Origin of the sequence: Chlorogloeopsis fritschii PCC 6912 (assembly GCF_000317285.1) — a bacterium.
Lineage (GTDB): Bacteria > Cyanobacteriota > Cyanobacteriia > Cyanobacteriales > Nostocaceae > Chlorogloeopsis > Chlorogloeopsis fritschii.
Map to the genome: position 1 here is coordinate 66,594 of NZ_AJLN01000145.1, position 26,074 is coordinate 92,667.

Annotated in this window: 22 protein-coding genes and 2 tRNA genes; 11 read left to right on the plus strand and 13 right to left on the minus strand. The window is 42.1% G+C overall.

All coding sequences use genetic code 11. The features are described from left to right. Positions 1-50: 50 nt before the first annotated feature. Entirely contained in the window at positions 51-1,229 is a 1,179-nt protein-coding gene (locus tag UYC_RS0132310) for a TolB-like translocation protein (RefSeq protein ID WP_235082999.1), read from the minus strand. Between the two features lie 397 nt (positions 1,230-1,626). Here UYC_RS0132310 and UYC_RS0132315 point away from each other — a divergent pair, with 397 nt between their 5' ends. Then, complete coding sequence (locus tag UYC_RS0132315; protein WP_016876525.1) at positions 1,627-2,568, plus strand: tetratricopeptide repeat protein; 942 nt, start codon at positions 1,627-1,629, stop codon at positions 2,566-2,568. Between the two features lie 484 nt (positions 2,569-3,052). Here UYC_RS0132315 and UYC_RS0132325 read toward each other — a convergent pair whose 3' ends face one another. Beyond that, entirely contained in the window at positions 3,053-4,966 is a 1,914-nt protein-coding gene (locus tag UYC_RS0132325; protein ID WP_016876527.1) for a transketolase C-terminal domain-containing protein, read from the minus strand. Between the two features lie 368 nt (positions 4,967-5,334). On the opposite strand from UYC_RS0132325, the gene UYC_RS0132330 reads away from it, so the two are divergent. Next, positions 5,335-6,108, plus strand: coding sequence for a DeoR/GlpR family DNA-binding transcription regulator (locus UYC_RS0132330; RefSeq protein ID WP_016876528.1), 774 nt, complete (start codon positions 5,335-5,337; stop codon positions 6,106-6,108). A 170-nt stretch (positions 6,109-6,278) separates the two neighbouring features. Continuing rightward, positions 6,279-6,944, plus strand: coding sequence for a cytochrome b N-terminal domain-containing protein (locus tag UYC_RS0132335; protein ID WP_016876529.1), 666 nt, complete (start codon positions 6,279-6,281; stop codon positions 6,942-6,944). Here the strand turns inward: UYC_RS0132335 and UYC_RS0132340 are convergent. Next, complete coding sequence (locus tag UYC_RS0132340; RefSeq protein WP_016876530.1) at positions 6,911-8,833, minus strand: cation:proton antiporter; 1,923 nt, start codon at positions 8,831-8,833, stop codon at positions 6,911-6,913. The genes UYC_RS0132335 and UYC_RS0132340 overlap by 34 nt on opposite strands. Before the next feature lie 359 nt (positions 8,834-9,192). Here UYC_RS0132340 and UYC_RS0132345 point away from each other — a divergent pair. Further along, positions 9,193-9,265 (plus strand) — tRNA-Glu (locus tag UYC_RS0132345). Positions 9,266-9,504: 239 nt separating this feature from the next. On the opposite strand, the gene UYC_RS0132350 is transcribed toward UYC_RS0132345, so the two are convergent. From UYC_RS0132350 to UYC_RS0132360, 3 genes are all read right to left on the minus strand, one after another. Continuing rightward, complete coding sequence (locus UYC_RS0132350; RefSeq protein ID WP_026087589.1) at positions 9,505-10,095, minus strand: SRPBCC family protein; 591 nt, start codon at positions 10,093-10,095, stop codon at positions 9,505-9,507. Further along, positions 10,088-12,142 carry a GAF domain-containing sensor histidine kinase gene (locus tag UYC_RS0132355; protein WP_026087801.1) on the minus strand — a complete coding sequence of 685 codons (2,055 nt, stop codon included), beginning with the start codon at positions 12,140-12,142 and terminating at the stop codon, positions 10,088-10,090. Before UYC_RS0132355 ends, UYC_RS0132350 begins: the two co-directional genes overlap by 8 nt. 740 nt (positions 12,143-12,882) lie before the next feature. Beyond that, the gene (locus tag UYC_RS0132360) at positions 12,883-13,218 is read right to left on the minus strand and encodes a ribbon-helix-helix domain-containing protein (RefSeq protein ID WP_016879815.1); all 336 of its coding nucleotides are present in this window, start codon (positions 13,216-13,218) and stop codon (positions 12,883-12,885) included. A gap of 519 nt (positions 13,219-13,737) precedes the next feature. Here UYC_RS0132360 and UYC_RS0132370 point away from each other — a divergent pair. Further along, positions 13,738-14,127, plus strand: coding sequence for an alr0857 family protein (locus UYC_RS0132370; RefSeq protein WP_016879817.1), 390 nt, complete (start codon positions 13,738-13,740; stop codon positions 14,125-14,127). A gap of 169 nt (positions 14,128-14,296) precedes the next feature. On the opposite strand, the gene UYC_RS0132375 is transcribed toward UYC_RS0132370, so the two are convergent. Beyond that, positions 14,297-14,370 (minus strand) — tRNA-Arg (locus tag UYC_RS0132375). A 218-nt stretch (positions 14,371-14,588) separates the two neighbouring features. Between UYC_RS0132375 and UYC_RS0132380 the strand changes: the two genes are divergently transcribed. From UYC_RS0132380 to cutA, 4 genes are all read left to right on the plus strand, one after another. Then, a complete protein-coding gene (locus tag UYC_RS0132380) occupies positions 14,589-15,245 on the plus strand; it encodes an Npun_F0813 family protein (protein WP_016876537.1) in 657 nt (218 codons plus the stop codon). Between the two features lie 133 nt (positions 15,246-15,378). After that, positions 15,379-16,257 carry a hypothetical protein gene (locus UYC_RS0132385; RefSeq protein ID WP_016876538.1) on the plus strand — a complete coding sequence of 293 codons (879 nt, stop codon included), beginning with the start codon at positions 15,379-15,381 and terminating at the stop codon, positions 16,255-16,257. A 24-nt stretch (positions 16,258-16,281) separates the two neighbouring features. Then, a complete protein-coding gene (locus tag UYC_RS0132390) occupies positions 16,282-17,232 on the plus strand; it encodes a helix-turn-helix domain-containing protein (protein ID WP_026087591.1) in 951 nt (316 codons plus the stop codon). A gap of 98 nt (positions 17,233-17,330) precedes the next feature. Then, a complete protein-coding gene (gene cutA / locus UYC_RS0132395) occupies positions 17,331-17,657 on the plus strand; it encodes a divalent-cation tolerance protein CutA (protein ID WP_016876540.1) in 327 nt (108 codons plus the stop codon). A gap of 61 nt (positions 17,658-17,718) precedes the next feature. Here cutA and UYC_RS0132400 read toward each other — a convergent pair whose 3' ends face one another. Further along, positions 17,719-18,255 (minus strand): DUF4330 domain-containing protein, encoded by a 537-nt coding sequence (locus UYC_RS0132400; RefSeq protein WP_016876541.1) that lies wholly within the window; start codon positions 18,253-18,255, stop codon positions 17,719-17,721. A gap of 330 nt (positions 18,256-18,585) precedes the next feature. On the opposite strand from UYC_RS0132400, the gene UYC_RS0132405 reads away from it, so the two are divergent. Further along, a complete protein-coding gene (locus UYC_RS0132405) occupies positions 18,586-19,455 on the plus strand; it encodes a M48 family metallopeptidase (protein ID WP_026087592.1) in 870 nt (289 codons plus the stop codon). A 48-nt stretch (positions 19,456-19,503) separates the two neighbouring features. On the opposite strand, the gene UYC_RS0132410 is transcribed toward UYC_RS0132405, so the two are convergent. Further along, a complete protein-coding gene (locus UYC_RS0132410; RefSeq protein WP_016876543.1) occupies positions 19,504-20,262 on the minus strand; it encodes a metallophosphoesterase family protein in 759 nt (252 codons plus the stop codon). 785 nt (positions 20,263-21,047) lie between these two features. Between UYC_RS0132410 and UYC_RS0132415 the strand changes: the two genes are divergently transcribed. Beyond that, on the plus strand, positions 21,048-21,266 hold the full coding sequence (locus UYC_RS0132415) for a hypothetical protein (RefSeq protein ID WP_016876544.1): 219 nt from the start codon (positions 21,048-21,050) through the stop codon (positions 21,264-21,266). 258 nt (positions 21,267-21,524) lie between these two features. Here UYC_RS0132415 and UYC_RS0132420 read toward each other — a convergent pair whose 3' ends face one another. The 4 genes from UYC_RS0132420 to UYC_RS0132435 form a co-directional block, all read right to left on the minus strand. After that, positions 21,525-22,202: a Uma2 family endonuclease gene (locus tag UYC_RS0132420; protein WP_016876545.1), complete on the minus strand. Its 678-nt coding sequence runs from the start codon at positions 22,200-22,202 to the stop codon at positions 21,525-21,527. A gap of 138 nt (positions 22,203-22,340) precedes the next feature. Further along, on the minus strand, positions 22,341-24,185 hold the full coding sequence (gene ftsH3 / locus UYC_RS0132425; protein WP_016876546.1) for an ATP-dependent zinc metalloprotease FtsH3: 1,845 nt from the start codon (positions 24,183-24,185) through the stop codon (positions 22,341-22,343). A gap of 94 nt (positions 24,186-24,279) precedes the next feature. Further along, positions 24,280-25,185, minus strand: coding sequence for an aminotransferase class IV (locus UYC_RS0132430; RefSeq protein WP_016876547.1), 906 nt, complete (start codon positions 25,183-25,185; stop codon positions 24,280-24,282). Positions 25,186-25,232: 47 nt separating this feature from the next. Then, entirely contained in the window at positions 25,233-26,021 is a 789-nt protein-coding gene (locus tag UYC_RS0132435) for a hypothetical protein (protein WP_016876548.1), read from the minus strand. Positions 26,022-26,074 lie beyond the last annotated feature (53 nt).

Consider the following 26,074-nt stretch of genomic DNA (forward strand, 5'->3'; position numbering starts at 1 on the left):
CGCAGAGTTTTGCCAAGCTTAGTTAACTATGAATTAATGAAACACTGTACTTAGATGGCGTTTTGTACGATCGCCACATTTTCAATCAAGTTACCAACTAACACACGCTCTGTGTGCCCATCGGGATGAACTGCGTAAATGGCGCTGCCGTTGGTATATACAATTGTGCCGTCTTCCCCTAAGTCAAAGGATAAAACTCCTTCTGCTATAACTTCGGCTACACCATTTGTTAATTGTCGTACCAACTGCCACGATCGCGGCACCCAAGCAGGGGCATCTTTTTCGTCAAATTTGTTATTTCCCATCATTTCGGGAGTCAGGAACTCACCCCAAACTTTCATCTGCTGTTTGCGATCGAGAGATTTTCGTGTACCTGCTGCCATTAAAGGTTTACCGGTATAAATTTGAGTAAAAAAGTTTAGCCATTGAAAAATTGCGTAGGCAAGCCGTAAAGGTATGAGGATAATTTCCCGGAACAATCGCAGCAAGTTCACCTGTTGTTTGGGACGGAAGGGACGACGAATATAATATAGTGTGCCGTCTGCCTTCATGCGCGGCCCCAAGAAATCGTATTTACGATCGCTTACTAAAGTGGTGATGTCTTTTTGATCGCAATCTAGTTTTTCGATGGTGAAAGGAGCGCGATCGCATACGAAGCCCTGACTATTACGTCCAATGCCTGCGGACTGAAATACTAAAGCCTTTGTTTTTCCAGGAATCCAGCATGGTGCCAAGTCAATTGAGTCTCCTTCTGTCACTTCATGGGGACGAGAACCGTTTTTTGGCATCATGGCGATATTGGCAATGCCACTGCGATGAATAGTCGTGCAAGCAATCAGTTCGTGTTCGGAGTGAAAACTCAAATATCCGACTTGAAAATCAGCGTTATGGAAAAGGCGTTGTTCATGCTCGCGTGCAGGTTCGAGTATAAAAATGCCGCCCACATCTCCTGCCTCCAGTGCATAAAGTAACTTACCCTTTTCTCCTTGGCAAAGGCTATTGATGACTACATTCAGCTTTGCTTCAGGTTGTTGCTGCATTTGCTCCACAACACCAGGAGGCAACATCATTTCCATTAATCCCCGATTTTTCCATGCTTTGCGTCGCTGAGTTTGTAGCACTCGTTCCTGAACTGACTGCCCAAACTGGCTTTCATATTCGCGAATGGGTGCTTGAGGATATTTAAGATACAGTTTGCCTTGAGCCAGATACGCAATACTAAGATTCATTGCTGGAATTCCGATTGTTCTACTTAGTATTCCCAAAAACATACACAACTGACAAACATCATTAGGGTAAAGGGGATTGGGGATCGGGGATAGGTGATTGGGGATTGGGAAGAAGAGGACAAGGTGACACCCAGAAGGAGTGAGGGTATGAAAGAGGGAAGGTACGAGGGTATTTACTCTTATTCTCTCGCTCCCTCACTCCCTCGCTCCCTCACTCTCCCCCTCCTCTTCCTAGTCCCTAGCCCCTAGTCTCTAGTCCCTAATTCCTATTTTGTGACTTTGCGCAACACTCTAAAGAAAGGTTTTACATTTGCAATAAAAATCAATTAGGAATTTGGCTATGAAGTTATGTTATTGTTTTGTGAATCGGAAAAACTAAAGTTCATCCCAAGGTATGATGCCAAACTCCTTTAAACTCACCCTGAATTTGGAGGCAGAATTTTTTTTCCAGCAAGGTTTGCGAAGGAATAATGTCCAAAAGTTTGAAGCGGCGATCGCTAGCTTTGATAAAGCACTCAAATGCAAGCCAGATTACCCAGAAGCCTTATTTCAAAAAGGCTTTGCTCTCGGTTCTTTAGGACGTCACAAAGATGCGATCGCTTGTTTTGACGAAACCCTGAAATTACGTACCGATGACTGTTGGGTTTGGCACAACCGGGCTATTGCTTTAGGAAAGCTAGAACGCCACCTAGATGCTCTGAACAGCTTTGAACGTGCCATTGAATTTAATCCTAATGCTGCTACAGCTTGGCATAATCGCGGTTTAACCTTGTGCGATTTAGGACTGTATGAAAAGGCGATCGCCAGTTTTGAGCGCACCCTAAAATTGCAAGCCGATGCCTATTGGGCATGGAACAACAGAGGTAATGCTCTCAGACAACTGAAGCGTTACGAAGAGGCTCTCAATAGCTACGATCGCGCCATTGAGTTCTTCGTGAATAACGTGTTGGCTTGGCATAATCGAGGCGTAACGTTGAATGAGTGGGGGCGTTATCACAAAGCCATTGCCAGCTTCGATCGTGCCTTAACAATTCAACCCAACCATCATAAAGCTCTACTAAACCGAGGTTTGTCCTGGGAAAAATTAGGGTATTACGAAGATGCGATGGAAAACTACAATCAAGCAGCAGAGTTACAACCCAACGATCCTGTCGTCTGGTACAGCAAAGCTCGCTGTTATGCCTCACAGAACAATATCGCAGCAGCTATTGAGAACTTGCAACAAGCAATTAACCTTAGTCCAGAAACGTACCTGCCAATCGTCGCCAATAACTCAGACTTTGACAGAATCCGCTCTGATCAACGCTTTCAAGCTTTAATCCAAGAGCAAAAATATTAGAGGTGTTGCGATCGTGTGAGGAGAATAACCTACAAACATCTACAGTATTCAGGAGCAAAGCCAAAGGAACTGGGGGATAATTTAAAATATTTCTCTTGTCACATTCCCCTACTTCCTCATTAAAATTCTTATAAAAATAGCAACAATTTCAACAGATATTTATTCTGATTGGTTTGATATTGAAGTAAAAATTGTGGATAGAACACACAAGCCCAGAGGAAAAGCGATAGAAGGTTTAACTAATACATTGCAAGGTGAATATGAGGAAGTAAGGCAAATGGCAATGTGGGCTTTAGAAAAACTCGAACAGTAAGCCCAATTTAACCACCTCAACAACCCCCACACTTCGCTACGACGATGCCTATCGCGCGATCGCTCCGATTTGAGTTTCTTACACCATCTCTTTTGGCTATCTTAATTGTCTCTTAAACAAAGCCTGCCAAAAGCAGGCTTCGCTCGTTTAGTCGCACCTTTAGGGTGACGACTATTTAATTAACTCCTTAACCTTATTCATAATGCTCACCGGATCTATGCCTTGATGGGGGAATTGTTCCCACAAACCGCCACAACCTTCGTGATGAGTGCCAAGATAAGCATATTTGGGAGTATAACCGCGCTCTAACAGCCAAGAACCAAAACGGCTACCCAATCCAGTGCGACGGTTAAAGGATTCTACTACCAAGGCGAAGGGAGCGTTACCGATTTTAGTCATCATTTCTTCATCGATAACGTTCAGGGTTGGTTTATTAATCAAACCGACATCCAGCCCCTCTTGCTTGAGACGCTCTACAGCATCAAGGGCGCGATAAAGAGCATCGCCAAAGCTGATGATGTAGCCTTGCGTTCCCTCTCTAACCACCTCATCTTTACCGGGAACAAATTTGTAGCTGCTACCAAACAAGTCATTATTATTACTGTCCTTGATATTGGGCACCTTGGAACGAGTGGAGAAAATAAACCGCAGCCCAGGCTCAAAGAATACAGCTTCCACACAGGCTTTCATCTGATTCACATCAGCTGGAAAGTACAGACGTGTTTCGTAGCCATCATCCAAGCCATTGTCAGCGAACATATTATTTAAACCGAAGTGGCAGGTGTTATCTGCCATGTCATCTATGCCCGCATGAGAAAAGTGGCAAAGCACATTCGAGTAGTTCAGCCGTGCCATTGTAATTTCTGAGATGCACATTTCCAAAAAAGCGCTGAAGGTTGCGAAAATACCTTGTTTTCCTTCTTCCATTCCAAATCCGGCAGCAGCAGAGAAGTTACCTCGCTCCATAATGCCGGAGGGAACAAAAATTTCTGGGTAGGCATCGTGAATCTTCTTTAATCCACAAGAGCCTTCCAAATCGCTATCGATTACCATGACTTTTTGCTTGCGCTCTGTTTCGTTCATGCGACTCAGCACGGCAACTACTGCTTCACCAAACACATTGCGGTTAGCACCCCATTCGTTACCTGAACCGAGGAAAGTATAGGTTTGTTTGGGTTTGGTAATGCTCTTGAGGTGTTCGACAGCAGCAGTCTGCCCGCGAGATTCCAGATATTTAATTGCCAAATCTACCGAAATCACGTCATGTCCGTGATTGGAGCCTTCTAAGCCTTCAATACCGGGACACATGGGACGTTTGTTGATTATAGCGATCGGCCCTGGAGTAGTCACTGCTTCGCACAGACGGCGATATAAATCGTCTAAGTCTTCCCCATCTCCCTCTAGTACCTTCAAACCGTGCCCTTGTAAGGTTTTAGCAACGCTGAAACCGGGCAGGTATTTAGAAGGATGTCCGGCGATCGTTACGTCATTATCGTCAATAATTAACTTGACGTTGAGATACTGAGCAACAGCCAAGCGAGCGGCTTCGGCGTCATTGCCTTCCTGTTGGGAACCGTCAGAACCAAGACAGAAAACTACTTTGCCTGGATTTGCCATTGCCACGCCATTGACATAAGGCCACATATGTCCTAGACGCCCAGAGCTAAATTTTACACCAGGAGTTAGTCCCAGTTCCGGGTGTCCGGGTAAGGTTGAGTGGGCTTCGCGATAACGTAGAAGTTGCTCGGCTGGTAAATTTCCGTGCAGGGCTGCCATCAGGTACTGAGTTGCTACTCGATGTCCTGCCTCATCGAAGAAAATGGGTACAAACTGATCTGATGCTCCTCGAAAAAATGCATCGAGAATCATCACCTCTGGTACTGTGTCATAAGGGCCACCAGTGTGACCACCTACTCCTTTAGCCGCTCCAGTCGCTGTGAAGAAAACGATCGCATCACGGCAAAGTTGAATGTTTGCTTTGAGGATCTCTCTTTGCTCAGTCGTCAGAGTCGTATTCGCCGGATTAAGTGTCAGAGGTTTGTAAGCACCGAGTTCTATGGGAAATTTAATGTCAGTAAAAGTCATGACTTAATTCCTTGAATTTGAATCTATTTAGATTAGACAGGACAACAGCGCAAACTATCTGAGAAAGGTACTGAGGACTGGGTACTGGTGATTGGGGATTGGGAAGAGGACACGGGGACACGGAGAATCGTGATTGACGTTCTTGCCCCTTGTCTCCCCATCTCTTTGTCCTCTTCTTTGTTTCTAGTCCCCAGTCCCTAGCCCCTAGCCCCTTTTACCTCCCCCATGCACGAATGTGCTTGAATTATTTAAAAGTAATCCCAAATATGCAAAATCCTGCACGCCTATGAGTATAAACTCACATCATAAGTATAAACTCACAAACGTGCAATTTCAAGAAGAAATCTGCAACTTCAGGAAAACCAGTCATGCTAACTGCGGAGCGACGACAATTAATCTTAAATATTCTTCATCGTGATAAAAAGGTGCTTTCATCGGAACTTAGTGCTGTTCTGAAGGTTTCCGAAGATACAATTCGTCGGGATCTGCGGGAACTAGCTGAGTCTGGTTTATTGCAGCGCGTACATGGAGGAGCACTGCTGGCTTCTCCTGCGATCGCTAGTTATGCCGATCGCCAAAAACAAGCACCTAAAGAAAAAGAAGCGATCGCTCGTGCAGCAGCAAAATTGGTTTGTCCTGGGCAGGTGGTAATTTTAGATGGGGGTACAACAACGCTCCAAGTAGCTCGTCATTTGCCTTTAGATTTGCAAGCGACAGTAGTCACAAATAGCCCTCCAATTGCCATTGCCCTAGCAGAACATCCAAACATTAAAGTTGTGATGCTAGGCGGACAGCTCTACAAAAAAGCCTTAGTAAACGTTGGGGCTGCGACAATTGAATCTTTACGCATGATTCGTGCAGATTTGTGCATGTTAGGGGTGTGCAGCTTGCATCCAGAAATTGGAATTAGTGTGCAGAACTTAGACGAAGCCCACGTCAAACGAGCAATGATTGCTGGAGCAGCGGAAGTAGTTGGATTAGCAACAGCACAAAAGTTAGACACTGCTGCTTCCTACGTTGTGGAGTCAATTCATGCACTCACTTATCTTGTCACTGCACCGACAGTATCTGATGAAATGCTAGTTGCTTACAAAGCTTTGGGTTTAACAATTATTCGCGACGCTCTTAACCCTACAGCCTAGAAAAGAGGAGGGTGGAGATGGGGAGACAAGGGGACACGGGGACAAAGAGAAAACAAACCACCAACCACTAACTACTAACCACTAACCAATAAATCTTCACCACTCTTAACTTTTCTTAGCTACACTTGTAATAAAAATATATATTTAGCCAAGCAAAGGAGCGGTGAGCCATGCAAAACACCGAGTTCGATAGGGTGATACGGCGCATAGCAACGATACTCTCAGTCGTAATCATTACGCTATCCTTTATTGCTGCTTCTACTGGAATTTTGCTGTCTTTTTATTACGAGCCTGCAGCAGGGAGAGCTTACCAGTCTTTGAAAATGATTTCAGAGCAAGTACCTTACGGTTGGTTATTCCGTAAAGCCCACAATATTGCTGGTAATGCAGTAATTGCGATCGCTCTGGTGCAAATTGTGGTGATGTTTTTGGGCAGACGGTATCGCAAGAGTTGGCTAGCAGCTTGGATCAGTGGGATTTTGTTTACCTTAATGGCGATTGGGTTGTCATGGACAGCGATGATCTTAAGCTGGGATCAAGAAGGCTTCTGGCGTTTTAGCATTGAGTTGGGAACAATCGAAGCAATTCCTTTAATTGGTTCACAACTGCGAGAAATTCTGACTGGTGGTGCGATTAGTACACTCACGATCCAGCGTCTTTACACAATCCACAGTTACATTCTCTCGCTCGCTGCCATCATTATTTCTGTGGTGCATTTGTTAAGCACGCTGTGGCAAGAAAAGCAAATGCAGCGAGAAGAAGTAAACACTGAAGTTAGTAACAGTAACTCACAACAGTTAATTCAAGGTGCAGGAACGTCACTAGCAGAGAGTTGAGATAATTTATTGATCGGCACTTCTTCAACTTCTGGTAATTTTTCTAGGGAAAGGCGAGTAGATTGACTAGCACCAGAAAGACGTTTTAAAAGGTTTGGTCTAGGATCGTGCAGTAGGTAGATAATGCGATCGCCTGCCTGCCAAGGTTCGCCCGCAGGCATGATCTGCAATTTCTCATCCCGTTCTAAAAATAGGGGTACCAATTCACCTGTGCGAATTAAGGCTTGCAATTGCACCTTTTGCAAAGAAAAACCATTTTCTTTGAGAGTTGAGATCCCTAACTTCACTTGCTCATCGTTCAGGTATTGAATCCAAGTTTTAATTTGCAAGTCACTCAAAAAAGCTTGGTTAACTTTGGTTTTGTTTGTCGAATTATTAGCTTGCGGATCGCGAGGGAAAACTGCCAGCACCCGTGGCGGGTTGAACTCTTCTGCGGCTCGTTGTGCCAAAACAAAATTTACCTCACCATTTTTAGTCATAGCCAAAAAAGTCCCCATAGAAGCCAGTCCTGCTTCTTCTAGAACATTAGCATCTAAAGCACTGCTAGTTATCACCTGAAGATTTTGTGCTTGGGCTTTTTGGCTAGCTTCTTGATCGGTATCTATCATCACCACTGGTTCTCCCCGTTCTTGCAGCAGGCGAGCAACCAAAATACTCAAAGGATTACAACCAACAATAACTGCTCCTGTTGCCTGTTTAGCAGTGATTTGCAGCCATCTAGCCACCCAGCCAGCAGTTAGCCCTTGGCAAAACACTGTCATAATAATTGTCAGAAAAACCAAGGCTTTAATAGCATCACCACCGTTGATGCCATGCTGTGTCAGCAAAATAGCAAATAAGGAAGCAACAGAAGCGGAAACAATGCCGCGAGGGGCTACCCAACTAAGAAACAATTTTTGCCGCCAGTTGAGGTCACTATTCCACGTACACAAGAGAATATTAATCGGACGAACAACAAACATCAATGCCAGAACAGTAAATAAACTGCCCCAACCCAAGGCAAATACACTAGCAATAGATAAATCGGCTGCTAGGAGGATAAATAGCACTGAGACACAAAAAATCGTCAGTTGACCTTTAAAATGCCGCAGTAACCTTTCTTCTGGCACCGAAGCAGCTCCAAAAACAAGTCCTGCCACTACAGTTGCCATCAATCCCGACTCGCTGCGGATCATTTGCGCGAGTGCAAATAAGCCCCATAAGCCAGCCAAAACAACCAGGTTTTTCACCTCAAAGGAAAGAAAACTGGCTCGCTTGCAGATAAAAGCCATCAGCCAACCACCCGCTGCACCAATAGCCCCGCCAATACTAAGGCGCATAAATAAGCTGCTAATGGCAATCAGAGGGTCGGCATTGTCATTTAAGATTGTGTTCAGTACTACGACAGCAAGAATCGCTCCTACTGGGTCAATTAAAACTCCTTCTCCTTCCAACAGTGTGGCAACTTGTCGCTCTACATTAATATGTTTAAGCAAGGGACTGATTACAGTCGGCCCTGTGACTACAACCAAGGAAGCGTATAGAAAAGCGATCGCCCAGGGAAATTCACCTAACCAATGAGCCGCCATACTGCCACCGAGCAACGTGATCAGAGTTCCCAAGGTGACAAGTAGTTGCAAGCTTGTGGAAACTTTGTTTAACTCTTGCAGTTCCAGATTTAGTCCGCCTTCAAACAAAATTATTGCCGTTCCTAGAGCGACAATGACTTCTAGCCCAGTGCCCAACAAATGTGGATGCAACAATCCAATGCCATCAGAGCCAAGCAAGATGCCAAAGAATAATAAAAATACGATGCTGGGTACCCGCAGATATGCAGCCAGTACCTGAGCACTAATGCCTGCAACAACTGCGATCACCATTTGCAGGGTGATTTCAAAAGATGCTTCCATGTGGTAGATTTTGAGCGCTATTTTTCAAAATCTTTAGTAAAGAATGGCAAATCTTCGCTTTTGTGGGTGCGACATCACACCCCCATTCTTTGTAGAGTGGAGAAGTTGTTTCATACTTAGTTGTCTATCTTACAGCATTTGTGAGTAGGTAAAACATAAGTTGATGCTAACGCTTTCAATATAAGCGCTGCAGTATGATACTTGCCCCAAAAGTGTATTTTTTTGAGCATTCTGTGTCAATAAGTTTTACTTCCACCCAGTGTAGCTGCTGCAATTGAAAATTTAGCTAGAAATTTATTCACAATATCTGTTGACATCAACTGTAAAAACAGTTAGATTTATAAAAGTGTGAACCACGCGCCCCCATCGTCTAGAGGCCTAGGACACCTCCCTTTCACGGAGGTAACGGGGATTCGAATTCCCCTGGGGGTATCTAAACAAAGATACACCAAGATAATAAGAGCAAAGTTTTAGCATAAATTTTGCTCTTTATTTTTTGAATTTTGAACATTCATGTAGGAATACTCCTTTGATGCTTTTGAGAACTTCTACACTATGTCACCAAAACTTTACGGATAAATATGAACTGTGACTAAAATGCGCCACAAAAATTTATGAATCGGGAATATGCTGATGACGCAAGTGATACTAGATGCGTCATCAACAATTGCTCAACTTGCCAATGCTTCTACGCGTTGGCGAATTGCCAGCAGATTGAGTTGTAAATCTTTGGCGAGCCGACGTTCAATGATTCCTACTGGCATGGTACGTTTAGGCCAAACTCTCAATATGTAGCAGAGATTAGTCCCCATTTCCTGAGCCAGAGAATAAGGCTCTAAACCCCAACTGCCAGAAAAATCTTTAAAATCCCCCTCTATCATCCGAAAAGTAATTTCTTGAGGAAATTTTTCTTCTAGATCGAGAACTACACGGGCAGAAAAATTAAAGCGCAAAAAGCGTTGAGAACCAATTTGCTCTAAGCGAATACCACCATGAGGATGCTCCAGCAGACGACTTGTAGCTAGGTTGGGAATAAAATCAGCCAACGCTTCATAATCTGTCAGCACTTTCCAGACTTGTGCTACTGGTTGCGGGATTTGGATCTTAGCAGTGATTTGCCGCTGTCGCTCTGCGATTTTCTCAATCTGAACTGCCACTGCTTTTAGCTCGTGAGCATTACCTGCCAAATCCGCTTCCAGGTAGGTTTCGTCTTCAGTGATGATTGAATCGAGTTCTTCTGGTGTGTATTGTTGTTCAGTCACTTTCAGAATATGATTTGCTTTCATCAGAAAATTGGGGCAAGGTTAAGGTAAAGCAGATTTTGCTGAGGTTGGTATTCTCAATCGGAATGCTTTCCACGGCAATTTCCCCATTTAAATGCTGTACCAAGGACTGGACTAGGGCAAGCCCCAAGCCTGTACCTGGAATCCATCGTCCTTTACCACGACGGAACTTATCAAATATATAGGTGGCTTCTTCTTCAGAGATGCCATTTCCTATATTAATTACCCTTATAATAACTCGATCGACTTGCTGGATAATCTGGTGTTCGACTTGTAGTTGAACAACTGTGTCTCGTTCTGAAAATTTCCCAGCATTAGTTAACAGTTCTTGCAGAATTCGGTCAAAGCTCTCTAGTTCTGTTTGTAACTCTAATGCCTGATTTGGTAAATCGAAATGAATACTTAATCCTTTATCTATCAGTTTTTTCTCAAAAGATGCTGCTATCTCTTGAATTCTTGTATTTAAATCGATAGTTTCAAATTGTGGGCGCTCTTGATGAGTCTCTAGCTTCTGAAGCGTCAGCAAGTCATTAATCAAGTTTATTTCCTTGCTACACTCTTCTTCGAGGATGTCTAAATACTTAGCCTGTCGCTCTAGTGTGATCCCTGGTTGACGTAAAATACGTATTGCCATACGCATATTTGTCAGGGGGTAACGCAGGCGATCGCTCATATTACTTAAAAATTCATCTTTAAGTTCATTGAGTTCTCGCAGTTGCTCTACGTACTGCCTTTGTTTTTCGTATAATTTAGCCTGAACGTCTAGACTGCGCTGTAATTGAGCTGTACGCTCGTCTACCAACATCTGCACCTGCCGCAGAGTCTGCGTTTGAATAATAACATTACTAATTTGAGCGCAGACCATTTCCATCACATTTAATTCTGCTGCTTGCCAAATACGAGGTTCTGCTTGTTGTAACACCATAAATCCCAAAATCTTGCCTTGATTCTCCAAAGGCATCAGCAGCATTGCTGGCAATTGCTCTAATCCAAACACTGGTGCGGCTTGAATATCATTGCGATCTATGTAGTCGTTGAGGATGATTGATTTACTAGATTCGCTAAACACACGCTGGCACAAACCACACTCTGAAATCCAAAAAGAATTCTCTTGAGAATCTAATTTACTAGAGTTGAAACTTTCTGCTGTTTTAGCCCATTCACCGACTAAAGTTGCTTTCGCTTTGGGGATCTGTCTTTTAGGCAAAGTCCTAAATAGCGGATCGGCATATTTTAAAAGTATAAGCAAACCCCGATCTGCTCCTAAAGACTCCGCAGTTGAGGCGATCGCCAATTGCAGCATTTGATTCAATTCTAAATTGCTGCGGCTGAGGAGCGTCAATTGCTTAATTAGGTTTTGATGCCGGGCGCAAAGTTGTAGATACTGCTGTTGTGAAGCGATTAACTCTGCTTGTACTACCTGAGAAAAAGCGATCGCGCAAACTGACTCCACAGACTTGAGTAGATGTTTTTCTGACTCACTCCAAGTATGTTGTTGGGACTTGATCAGGTTAATAACACCGTTGGTGTTGTTGCCAAACCTAGTGGTGATTGCTAAAACAGCTTTGATGGGTAGCGGCAAAGATTGACATCCAATAGCCAAGCTGTTTTGAATAGTTGAAATATCCTCAAATGTCGGTTCACAAGCACACTGTACTACTGGTAAATCCAGTTGTTCCAGTGAAAATATTTCGTTAGAACGCTGCAAGCCAGAATACTCTTGAGCACACCAGTTCCCAGTAATTTCTTCACCGGATGCTTCACCCTTAACTGTCACTAAGCAGCAGCAATCTACTTTAAATGCAATTCCTAGCACTTGGGCAATATCCTGCAGCATACCTGCTGCAGTTGAGTTATTGGCGATGATTTTATTTATCTTTTGTGCCAACTTTAGTGCTGGTTCTTCCTCATAGTGCATCAGCTTGCCCGGATATTGTGTGAGTCGATCTACTTCTTCATTTATGTGCTGTAGGGGTGATGACAAACCCTTTTTTATTCCTGGTACGCTCTTGAATATTGACGTCATTGTCTTTGTACCCAAACCTCCTGCCATATGCTTACTCCATTTGTGTGACTGCACCCTGCTGCTGAGTCAGACATCTTTCATTTCAAGAGCTTCCCTCACTTGTTATAGCCCCTTTCTATATCAGATGATCTATTCTCGTATGCAAAAAGTATTGAGTAATAGAATACATAAAATCTACTAAGATGCCGAAGCTAGATAATAGCTGCTTATTAAGCATTCAGTTGTTTTACCAACTTTCACCTAAGAATATCCTGTTTGTAACTATACACAAACCGTAATTTCTCTGGACTTATGGCAAAATCTCATGAAAACTTACGAATTAATACTTAAAATACAAAATATATTTGTAATATTTTTTTCACGTTTTATTTTTATCAAACTAGTTTTTGACTAAGCCATATGACCTAAAAGCTTATCTTATAAAGGTTAAATCAAAAATTTGGTAACTAAATAAATAAGTAGCAAATAAAACTTTAAATTTATTGCTAACACTCTTATTTTAGATTTTTTTAACTTTTACTAGCTTGAGATTGTGCCTACGTTGGGTTTGGTTAAAGTTTCTTTGTCTGTCAATTTTTAAATGCAAAATTTGTCAAAGCTAGACATGGCATCATTATTTATAAGTTTATTTAATAGTTATTTGCTTTTTGTTTTTTTAATTATATGTATTAATTCTACGAATGCAGCTTGGTTATCGTTACTCACCATCTCAACCAGGCTGCATTCATCTGAGTCCAAATTTATCCAGCCAAGCTTTCGATACTCAGAGGAACCATATCGCCAGTCCTTGTTAGTCCCAATAGCATCGGTTGTTGCGGTTGAATGACTTGGCCTGTGAGTACACAGCGTTCTTCTTGCTGTGCGGTGGCGGCCATACTAGCTCGAATATCAGCTTTGGAAAATCGGGGTTTCCACTCTCCTGATTTTTGCTGGACATAATTCCAAAGGATATCGCGGATCAAGGCTTGATATCCCTGATTGCCAGCTAGTTCTTTCAACTTATCTTTCAATTCTCGCTCTAAACGGATGCTGGTAACTTCCATGTCGGTGGTTGGCGTGCGAGCAATCGTATGCATGAGTTTTTCTCCTTAAAACTATAGACAGGATAGTAATACAAGTGTAGTATGTTTAAAGGAATGTTCAATAGGTGAAATTTTCTGTGAAATTCGTTTACCCCAGCTCTACTTTCATGCGTGTTGAAAAATCTCAATCCAATTGGGAATTAACCGCTGTGGAAGTGGAGTATTTATTTATGGGGTGTGGAAGTCGAAAGCATCGTCACTTCGCAGAGGGTAATCGTGATTTTAGATATGCCAGGATTAATGTACTTAATCGAGCACCACAAATAGACGAAGAAAGCGGGAGGTACAGACACCGGGATACTGTACCGATATAGGAACTAAAGACTTTAAAGTCAATTCCCAACCCCCGCTTCAAAGAAGAAAGGAGCGGGGGTTTTTGAATGAGGAGTCAAACCGTGACAAGTGCAACGCAAGTTTTAGAGCAAAAAGCACCAACCCATTCAGCGATCGCTTTTGCAGAACAGTTTTGGTTGGACTTGCAAATAAACCTGGAATAGCATGAGAGCATGAGGAATGCTGAAACTAACTTATACCGAAACCAGCTTTCACCTAGAGTGTCTGACTCAATCCTTAGAGGAGTGGGTAGCGCAGCGAGTGATTTTGGCATTGCGAATCGGTCAAAGTCTGTGCGTTGAACCCAGTAGTGCTTCCTTTTTGCTTCCTGTCGCTCTGCCGGGATTAGAACAACTCAAATTTGAGGTGCAGTGGGATGAGAGGAAGACGATTGTTTTGTGCGTATGTGATACCAATTATCTTGAAGTGACTCTGCGGGGTTCTTGGCTTTCGGATGGTTCTGAAGATGTAAAAGGTGTGTTTGTTACCACCATAAGCGATCGCACTGAGTTATTACTGCACAAACTTTGGTTGGCAGCTACAAGCTGTGCTTCCGCTATGAGTGAATAAACATATTTCTCATAATGACAGTTAGTAGTAGGCAACTAATTACTAACTACTAACTGCTATTAATTCTGTGCGGCTTACGATTCACACTTCAAGTGATCGCTCGTAGACTCGTGCAGAAAAAATAGCGCGTATAAATTGGCTCTATTTTATCGACCCTATAAAAAACGTACGAGCGCGGCAGGACTCGAACCTGCGACCAACTGCTTAGAAGGCAGTTGCTCTATCCACCTGAGCTACGCGCTCATGATCACAAAGATTTTATTTTAACCTAACTTTTAGATATTTTATCTGCCCTCCTACTATAATGCAATCTCAAATTGCGAAATTTAGGTATGTAAAGCTAAAATTCAATTGCCACAACACAAGACATAAAGACACCAGAGGCCACTCTGCCCTAATAGAGTTATGATATCTGCCATGTTAATTAAGAATGCCCCTGTGAGGAGTTATTTGCCAGTGTCATGTTTATTCTGAAAAAGCAGGATGTTGAAATATCGACCATTCAGCACCCAAAACGGGATCAGCAGATCCCTGTCCTCCATTATCAGGGGCAAACCTTTAGGCTAATTAGCGTCTTCAAAGCTAGCCAAGAAGAAGAAGCTAGAGCCTTGTGGAGAGATTTTACTGATAATCAGGGCAAAGCCTGTGTTCTGTTGGAGGAACCAGAGCGCTTTAGTGTTTGGGGCAAAATTCGCTTAGATCAACTCAGCAGCGATACAGGCGATCGCGCTAGACTAGATGTCTTTACTAAAGCCAGCATTTTGCTGCTACAAGCCGTATATATGGATATAGAAGACTTTTTAGGTTCTAGGCAAGCGGCATTATTTAAGAAAGAAATTACAGCCACACTCCAGCAGTGGCAATTTCCTCAGGTAGCTTCCCCAGAGGAAGTCAAAAATCTGCTAGAGATGAATCCCCACAAGGAGCAAGTACCAAATTGGCAAGAACATCATATTATTACCTTGTTGCATGAACTGCATCGGCTAGGGAAAGGCTATTTTGGCAATACTAACTTTGCCCATTCGGTGGTTGATAAACTACAAGGTATGCCTGAAGAAGAGCGATCGCTATTCCTGGGTTGGCTAAATCAGTCTCCACTGAGTAAACTGTGGCATTAGTATAACAGTGTTTCTAAAGGTAGAATTTTATACTAGCAAACAAGTCAAATTGACATAATCCTTGTCATGAAAATGCTCTGTTAAATTTCTGCTAGCGAAACACTGTCAGCATACGTTGACACAGTGAATTAATATGAGTAGCACTTACGACAAATCTCAAAGTTCTAAGTCTTTATTTACGACTCAAAATATTGTCTTAACAGGCATAACCTGGGGTGTATTGGCATTTTTGTACTTTTTGTTATTTAGTGCCAAAATTCCCGGTGCAGATGGGACAGAAATGCGTGCGGAGTGGTACGTTCTTGGTACAAATATTTTTGAAGCGATCGCTTACCTGTGGTCTGGTATCCTATGCTTGAGGAATTGGCGTAGCGAGCAAATAGTGAGCGGTCGAAATGTTTGGCTAGCTATTGGTATTGGTATGCTTTCCTATTTCTTAGGAGGGATAGTTTTTGGCTATATTGAAATCTTTTTACAACAAGAACCTTTTCCTTCAGTCGCCGATGTATTTTATGTAATAACATATTTGTCACTGGGCGTAGGTATGATTTTAGCAGTGGCTTCTAGGCGATTACATTTGGAAATATCGCAGTGGATAATAGTATTGGCAATAGGAGCCTTGGGCAGTACCTTGGCATGGCTAATTTCCAATCAACCACAGACAGCAATCCCAAGTCAATCTTCTTGGTTCGAGATTGTTGCTTCTGTTTTAAATTGGTTTTATGTGCTCAGTGACGTATTGCTGTTAATTTTCGCTACCACCTTACTGCTGGCTTTTTGGGGTGGAAGAGTTTCTCTTTCTTGGCGTATGATTGCAGCTGCGGCATTTTCGCTCTACATTGCAGATATATGGTATAAATACGCCGAGAATTCGATTTCAAATTATCAAAGTGGAGAGATACTAGAAGTGTTTTGGGTGTGGAGTGGAGTGTTATTTGGCATGGGTGCAGCCTTGGAATATGAGGCATCATTAAACCGTTCGCGGCGAGAACGGGGAAAAAAACGTGGTTAGAAAAATGTTTGCTTGGTGTCTACTGTGAGAAAACTAACAGATTCTGATAAGGAAGAAATCCTCAAATTATATCGTCAAACTGCTGAAACGACCTCAACTTTAGCGGAACGCTATGACGTAAGTAATTCGACTATTAGCCGTTTACTCAAAAGTACCTTGCCAGAAGACGAGTACGAATATCTCGTGTCTTTAAAGCGTGCGGCAAGAACTCCTGAGGGCAGAGCGCAGGTAACTTACGAAAACCCACCTTTATTCACTCAAGTTGAGCCAGAGGTAAAGGAACTGCCGCAGGAGAAGCCTGTTTTAAAAGAGCAGTTAAGCCCAGTTACTGCAACTGAGCCAATTCCTAAAAGCAGAAGAGTCAAGCGACGTTCCTCAGCGACGGGACAGGAAATACCATCTGTAGCAGAGCAATTAGAACTGTTACCCAAAACCCAGGAAATTACAAATATTCCCAGCCCGCTGATTGAGGATACACATCCAAATGCACAAGCGATCGCCCAAATTTTGGGTGAAGACTTGTTAGATGAATCAGAAGAATTGGAGGATTTAGACGAAGATCTTGATGAAGAAGACTTCGATGATGAAGAAGACTTCGATGATGAAGACTTTGTGGAAGCACCACGTTTAGTGACAAGAGCTAGAATTGGTGATTCCTTTGTGCGGGTTTTGCCTCTATCAGCTGCCAATTTACCAAAAACTTGCTACTTAGTCATCGACCGCTCTTCGGAATTAATTACCAGACCACTTAGAGATTTTGGTGATTTAGGACACATTCCTAGTCCAGAAACTCAGGAAAGAACTCTGCCTGTATTTGATAATCACCGAGTGGCAAAACGCTTTTCTACTAAACGCGATCGCGTAGTTAAAATTCCCGATAGCAGAATGCTACATAAAGCTCGCTATCAACTGCAAGCTAAAGGTATTACTCGACTGTTAATTGATGGTCAGGTATATTCCTTATCTTCTGGTTAATTCAGTACGTTTGTACAACAGTCAATAGTTAACAGTCAATAAGTAAATAGATTGGCTATGAGCTATTGACTCATTCAAAATTCCAAATAATAGGAGCTATGGCTAACTCTACTGCCTATGGTGTAGTGTTGGTAACAACTGCCTCAAAAGAAGAAGCGGAGGCGATCGCTTCTGCTCTTGTAGAAGCTAAACTTGCTGCTTGTGTAAACTTTTTTCCGATCCAATCTATTTATCGTTGGCAGAAAAAACTACACAATGAGCAAGAATGGCAGTTGTCCATTAAAACTGATTTGAGATTATTTCCACTTTTAGAAACTAAAATTCGTGAACTTCACTCCTATCAAGTACCAGAAATAATTGCTCTGCCTATTGTTTACGGCTCAGAGCTTTACTGTCAATGGATTTCAGAGCAACTTGGGAGTTAGAAATTATCTCAAAAATAGTCCCCATTTCTGGATCAGAGATGGGGACTATTTCCCGCATCAGCTATGACTTATCTTTAACCCGAATATCAATAACAGAAGCGTTGAAATTGTAATTAAATCCATCCAACTCAATTGGTACTCCAATTTTGAGTTTGCTCGAACCCATAACCGGGCCATTATTTGTGATTGTCGCTCTCCCATCTAAGGTCAAAAGCATATCTGTACTAAAATTGTTTGTCTTTGGATCTGGCATTTCTTTAACAGAACCATCTGGCTGTGGCACTAAGACAGTTCTGGGTAATAGCCGTGCAGATTTAATATTAATAGTACCGTGGGGTTGATTGCGGATAATAACATTTGTTTTACCGCCTTTTGTTAACCCCTGATCGAATAACTGTTGAGGATCGCGCACATTTAAACCACGCACAATTAAATCAATCTCGACTGGTTTTGTTGTAACTCCAACTTGGGCAACAGAACCAGTTGTACCAGGAAAGAAAAAGATACCAAATATAACTAGCAATATTACCAGTGCCGCACCCAAATCGAGGATGTTGAACTTACCGAATAACCGACCTTTGGAATCTAAAATAGTCATAACAAGTTTTTCCAAATCAGAGCAGAGTAAGTAATTCTGGCAGTATGGCAAGAGTTTAAGTGCGCGTCTTGTTCTCTACATTGATAAATTTCAGTCATTTTTATCCTTAGATCCACTCAGTCTCCTGCATCCCTGCCTTTTATATTTTTTGATCGTGCAACAGTTTATCACGTTCGCTGTTTTTAGTTCATATTCAATATAAATAAGAACAAACAGCCGTATACCCAAGTAAAACTCTTATACTGGGGCATTAATTAAAAATGCAACTTATAAAACCCTAAATCCGTCTCATCTTTCATGTTCTGCTAAAACACCCCTCAAACCGGATAGATGATGAATAGGAACAGTTTATCTTTTAATTACAATTTTTTTCGGCGTCGTTATTTTTATCCTTTAGTTTCAGTAGTGGTGGCATTGAGTATTTGCCTGAGTACTGCCTTGCCTTCCCAAGCTTTGGATTGGTTCCCTTTACTTTTACGGGGAGTTCAAGTACTTCAGCTTTCTAATATATCCGATCGCCAAGAAGCTGAAATTGGTAAACAAATTAACCAAGAATTGTTAAGCGGTGATGTTCGACTATATCGCAATTCAGAAATTAATCGCTATGTGGAACAACTTGGGCGGCGTTTAGCAGCAAACAGCGATCGCCCTAATCTTAAATATACTTTTCAAGTGGTTGATAGTGACAGTATCAACGCTTTTGCCACTTTGGGAGGCTATGTGTATCTTCATACAGGTTTGCTCAAAGCAGCAGCGAATGAAGCGGAACTAGCAAGTGTAGTTGCCCATGAAATTGGGCATATTGGCGGCAAGCACTTAATTAAACAAATGCGGCAAAAAGCTATTGATGAAGGTTTGTTAACAGCAGCTGGGTTAGATCGCTCTACAGCAGTGAAAATAGGAGTGCAATTGGCACGTAACCTGCCCCGCAGCCGCCAAATGGAGTTTGATGCCGATCAAAGAGGATTAAAAACTTTAACGCGCACTGGTTATGCTCAATCGGGAATGATTTCTTTTATGCAAAAGTTGCTCAGTAGCAGTAGCCAGCGCTCTGTGCCAACATTTTTAAGCACTCACCCGGCAACTGGTGATCGCATTGCAGCTCTCAAACGTGCCGTTGATAATCAACCAAGTAACAGCAACGATGGATTAGATAATAATGTTTATCAAGCTAATATTCGACCATTACTAAAGTCTTAGCATTGCCTGGTTTTGAGTAAATTGTGTCCCCTCCCATCCCTGTAATTACTACGCCAAACACCTGTTGCGAGCGCTAACTCGAATCTGTTCTGGCTTTATATTGGTTACCACTTCTTTTAAGGGCAGAGTGCGGACACAGTTTTTGAAGACGTTAACTTGATAAACTAGGCAATTTGTAACATCGAGTGCAGTTAACCAACCACTACGCGGATGATACGCACCAGTATCAATATCAATCCATCCTTGTCCTTGCGCTAGTTTTCCAGGCAAAACACCAGGCAAAGTAAAGGTGATAGTATGACCGATAATCATTAACTTATCGGGAAAATAAGGCTTCTGGATACTATGGAATTCATCTCGCACCCAACACATTTGCTCGGCAGTTTGTTCAATTAAGGGAATTGAAGGATCTACACCAGCATGAACTAACCAAATGTCTCCCAGATCTAAATGTGTAGGTAAAGTGCTGAACCATTCCAAATGCTCGTGGGGGATAGTAGCTTCTTGATAACTAGCTACTGTGGCTTGCCCACCACTATAAAGCCATGCTTGCACTGTTGGGGTAGGAATACGTTTGGTAAAAATGTTTAATAACATCTGCTCGTGATTCCCCAACAAGCACTGATAAGGACTATTTTTGACAAAATTCACTACCTGTGAGCTTTTTGGCCCGCGATCGATTAAGTCTCCTAAAAAATAAACTTGATCGTCTGATGCAGGAGCGATCGCCTCCAACAATCTCATTAAACCTTGATAGTGACCATGCACATCTCCAATTACTATGCGGCGCTGCCTAATTACGCTCATCGGCTTTATGCTTGAATAACTTTGCCTTATCTTGCTGCTACAGTTTAAACTGTCTAAATTTCGCAAACTTATTACTAAATTCAGAATCTATCTAAATTATTCCCACTTTAACTCTGTATATCTAAATATTTATTTAATTCTTACAGGTGATCGTAGGCAAGTAAGCGACTTAAAAAAGGTCGAAATCAAAAAAATCATCCATAATTTGTCATTCCAGACTTGAAGACCTTCCTTTTTAGCGTAGTAACACACAAAATTTGAAGTTTTGAATAAGCATTGATAATAACACTTTGAATTTTATAGTTAACCCAGTGTGAAATCAAATCCGGTTAATTACTGACTGGATATATTCTGTGCATACTAGTGTTCATCTCTACTATAACTTTATGCAACTTGATATCACTTCTCAAAAAAAATACTTAAAATCTATGTAATTATTGTTACGCTAGTTTGTTAACAAAATATTAATAAATTAGTCAATTTTGTAACAAATTACTTGAAATACCGCATTTAAAATAACTATGCTGGAGGTTTTTACCAAACAATAGGCGACAATAATCTAGATAAAATGGCTATATGGTGAATATGTACCTTTAGGCAGGTATGTCAAGGCTATGAAATATTTATTAATATAGAATATATATACAATATCAAGAAGCTGGAAGCAATTCATACACTCAAAAAACATGGCACTGAAATACTCGTAATAGCAAGAACTGTTACAGATGAGTTTTTCCTAAACCGCAAATTTTGAGCCAACTTCTTTACCAACGGAGTAGAAAGGAATGAATAATCAGCAATCATCAGACTCTCAAGGATTTCTAGGAAGTCTGAAAAATGGGATTTGGCTGTTTGGTATCTCATCTTGGTTATTTGGCATTACAGACAGAAGTATTGCTTCTTTCTCGGATGGATATTTGTCTGCATTAGATCTGACACAATTATTTACAGCATCTACATTTTTTGTGGCATGGCTATTTTTAAAGCCGCAAACTAGAGCTTAAGAGCTTGACAGACTTATGGTTGACTATGCTCATATTGCTTGGCGCTAATTTTGTAAAGATTTACAAGTTCAAGAACTAAAAAACACGTGGTAAGTGACGGGGGTGTGCTAATCAGTGTATTTATCTCTATTTGGTTCGTATATGGGGTAATTTTGCGAAAAAGTGCAAATAATCCTAATTTTTGGTTACAAGGTTAATTTTTTAGCAATTTAGTAATTAATTGGTATGTATTTCTAATTACAAAAAATCTATAAGTTTTTAAACAAGAGTATCAGGATCTACACCAAGCGATCGCAACCTTTCTGCCATCACTTGTGCGCGTTTTTCGGCTTGTTGAGTACGTTCTTCTGGTGTAAGTAAACGTTGTCCTTGCTCGTTATACCAATACAGCCACTCTCGCGTAATACCTTGATATGTTCCCTGTTCCATACCAATTGCCAAACCTACCTCCGGTAACCAAATAGGGTTTCCTAATAAGGATTGGTATTCATTGTTGACTAACTTATAGACTTCTAAGCGGGGCTTACGGCTACGCATGGGGTTATAAACGACGTAGTACAATGCCCCCAGCATTGCGTACTGTTCTTTTTTACTCGTATATTCTCCGCGATAAGTCTGGGATACAACTTCCAGCACTAGTATGGGAACTTGCTTTTCTTCCCAGAGGACATAACTGCGGCGGAGATTTTCATCAAAATATCGTTCTACTCCCAAACTCAAAAATCCATCAGGTACTATCGGAGGTTGATTTGGGTCATAGTAAATACCCATATCAACCCCAAAAAACCAATCCATCCGGTCTGCCCAGGCCATTGCCAGCACAGCTTTAAGTAAAGTGGGAATTAAATCTTGCAATTCGTTATCCACTGGAATATCGTCAGAGTCGGGCAGTTCCTCTGAGGAAGGTAGGCAGGCTAGTGGATCGTACTCTAGCATGGTGAGTTTGGCGATTGTCTGAAAATCAGAATTTCCTTAATTTTAACTAGATTGGATCTTTTGCCCCTGCGTGCAAAAAAAATCAGAACAATCTTGAAAAATCCAAGAATTGTCCTGACTTTTAAGAATTATGATTAATTACGCAAATGCCGCAGTCTTCACATCATTATTTCCCAGCAGTTCTTGCAACTCCTCGGCATCCACGGTTTCCTTTTCAACCAGCATTTCTGCGAGTTGATCGAGAACGTGACGGTTATCTGTCAAGACTTGTTTAGCACGTTTGTAAGCTGCATCTACTAATTTGCGGACTTCTTCGTCAATAGCAGCAGCTGTTTCCTCAGAGAAATCGCGCTCTGACATGATATCGCGACCGAGGAACATATTGCCTTGCTGACGACCGAGGGCAACAGGGCCTAAGGTTTCACTCATGCCAAATCGCGTTACCATCTGTCTGGCAACACGGGCTACTTGTTGTAAGTCGTTAGAAGCACCAGTAGTTACTTCTTCTTCACCAAAGATTAATTCTTCAGCGATGCGACCGCCCAATGCTACTGCCATCTGGTTTTCGAGATAAGAGCGGCTGTACAAACCACTATCCATCCGGTCTTCGCTAGGAGTAAACCAAGTTAAACCACCAGCACGACCGCGAGGAATAATGCTAATTTTTTGTACTGGGTCATAGTCTGGCATCAGCGCACCAACTAAAGCGTGACCAGCTTCGTGATATGCTACTAGCTGCTTGCGCTTTTCGCTCATGACTCGGTCTTTCTTCTCCGGGCCAGCTAAGACGCGATCGATGGCGTCGTTGATTTCGTCCATCGAGATTTCGGTTAAATTCCGGCGTGCTGCCAGAATTGCGGCTTCATTGAGCAGGTTAGACAAATCAGCACCAGTAAACCCAGGAGTACGGCGAGCGATTCTCTCCAAGTCCACATCCTTGGCTAATGTCTTACCACGGGCGTGAACTTTGAGAATTTCGACACGTCCAGAGTAGTCAGGGCGATCTACGACTACTTGACGGTCAAAACGACCGGGACGCAACAAAGCAGCATCCAAAACGTCGGGGCGGTTAGTAGCGGCAATAATAATGATGCCAGTGTTGCCTTCAAAGCCGTCCATTTCTGTGAGCAACTGGTTGAGGGTTTGTTCCCGCTCATCGTTACCACCACCCAAGCCTGCACCACGCTGACGACCTACAGCGTCAATTTCATCGATGAAGACGATGCAAGGAGCATTGGCTTTAGCTTGCTCGAACAAATCGCGGACGCGGGATGCACCCACACCCACAAACATTTCTACGAACTCAGAACCAGAGATAGAGAAGAAGGGTACACCTGCTTCGCCTGCAACTGCACGAGCTAGCAAGGTTTTACCAGTTCCGGGAGGGCCAACAAGCAGTACACCTTTGGGGATTTTGGCTCCTACGGCGGTAAAGCGATCGGCGTTTTTCAAAAAGTCTACAACTTCGTTAAGTTCCAACTTGGCTTGATCGATACCAGCGACATCACCAAAGGTAACTTGGGTTTGTGGCTCCATTTGCACTCTAGCTTTGGACTTACCAAAGTTCATAGCTTGGCTGCCGGGGCCATTTTGAGCGCGACGCAGTAAGAAAAATAAACCAACCAAAAGTAATACAGGGAAAAATAAGCTGCTAAGTGCCTTAAACCAGAAACCATCGTCGGTTTGCGGTAAAACACTGATATCAACGTTATTTTTGGTAAGAGTATTGATTAGATCTGGATCGTTAACTAAGGTCACCAGCTTTTTGTTGGGGTCGTACTTGGGAGTAACAACCGCTGTAGACCGATCGGAACTGAGGCTGACTTTTTCGACTCTGCCTTTTTCAACTTCTTGAATAAATTGACTGTATCGCCATGTTTCTCTGCTTTGGGGTTGCTTGTCAAAAAAGGCTGTTCCTAAAGCAATGACAACTATAAAAAGCAGCGCGTACAGCCCCGCATTTCTCCATCTTTTATTATTCACCGAGGTCAGTCCTCCTGTACTTTTTTGTGCGAGGGCATTTTTAAGAATTATGTTAACTTATTTTAAGTTATACCAGACTTGACATCTGTAATGCTCAGAAAAACCCCCGCATTTGCTTAAAAATATGATGGTAGGGATTATATTGTAGCTGTCCAGTCGGTTGGATGACAGTGTGGATCGGAACAATTTCAACTACACTGTTGCTGGTAGCGATCGCTTCAAATCCCTTGACTAAATCTGCTGTCCAAGGTTCTTCTTTCACCTCAATTTGCTTTTGCTGTAACCAGTTCATTAGGTGATGACGCATGATTCCTGGCAAAATTCCCACCTTCAGGGGAGGCGTCCACCAACAGCCATCCCGCCAACCCCAAAGATTGCCTGTACTAGTTTCTAGCCAATTTCCTTGTGCATCGACTAAAATCGCTTCTTCGGCATCTAACTTGACGGCGTTAGTTTTTGCCAACCAAGCACTGAGATAATTTCCTGTTTTGTGACCGGGTAGAGAGCGATATAATTCCGGTGTTGTTAAACAAGCCCTGACACCATATTTTTGCTTTTCCGTCAAATTATTTGGTAATAATCTCCCAGTTATCCATTCTCGTCCATCGGGGAAAATGGTGATTCTGAGAACGGGAAAGCGTGTCATGATTAATTTCGCACCTTGACGCAATCGTGCTTCATCTGGTATTGGCCAGCTAAAGGTTTGTAAGCTAGATTTTAGGCGATCGTAATGTGCTTGCCAGTTAGTTAATCTGTGAGTAAGCGAGTTTTCATATACTCGTAGAGTTGTAAAAACCGTTGCTCCATAAAGTAACCCCGGATCGTCAATTGCTAATTCCAGGGTTTGAGATTGAATTAATTTGCCGTCGTACCAGTAAATATTTGTAACCTCGCTAGGAATTAGGAGTGGGAAAGGGAGAGAGTAGGAGACAAGGGGACAAGGAGACAGGTGACAGGGAACAGGGGACAGGGGCAGAGGAGAACAACCAGCTACTAACAACTAACCACTAACTACTAACAAATGACCAATGACCAATGACTATTTACTCAATCTTTTTCAGGTAATTTAATTCTAATAGTTCCATCATCATTTTTGATGATTTCGCCTCCTAAAGCTTCTATTTCCCTAATCACTCTTTTACGAGCTTTTTCATCTACTTGATTATTTAATACCATTACCCAGGTAGAAATTTGAGCATATTTGCTATTAGGTTTTTTATGTAAAAAATCGGCAGTTTTATAAGAAAAATAAGCTATTCTTTTGCTTTCTTCATCTGTGTACTTACTAGCCCAACTTGCTGCTTCTGTAAAGGATTGCTCGGAGGCTTGGGCATTACCTAAAAATAATAATTCATCAATTCCTTTATAACGCCATACATAATAAGCTCTGTGTGGAACCTTGGGAGATAAAGACTTTAAACCCTCCTCCATCAATCCTATAGAACGCTCTGGCATAGCAGAATACATAGATGTGCTAATAGAAAGCCCCAAATAAGCCTGTAAAAATCGCGGGTCGCGTTTCAAAATTACTTCAAAATATTCTGGACTTAGGCTATAACCTGTTTTGGCACGACCTTCTTCATCACCGAAGTATTGTAAGAAATTTAGATATACCCAATTTGCGATTAAATTATCATAACCAAAACTAGGCGTTTTTTTGAGTATATTGAGCCGAGTTTTTTCTATATTTATCTCTTTTTCTAGAGTTTCTAAGGAAGCATTTTGTTTAATAGCAATGAAGTGTTGTAGGCGTGGATATTGCAGCAAGCCTACTCCTGAAATACACAGACAGGCAGCCAAAAATGTACCAACAGCTTGACGAGAAAAAAATAACATCTGCTTGCTTGAAAAATAAAGCTCAGACTACAGTTACATAATTCCCGCAAATG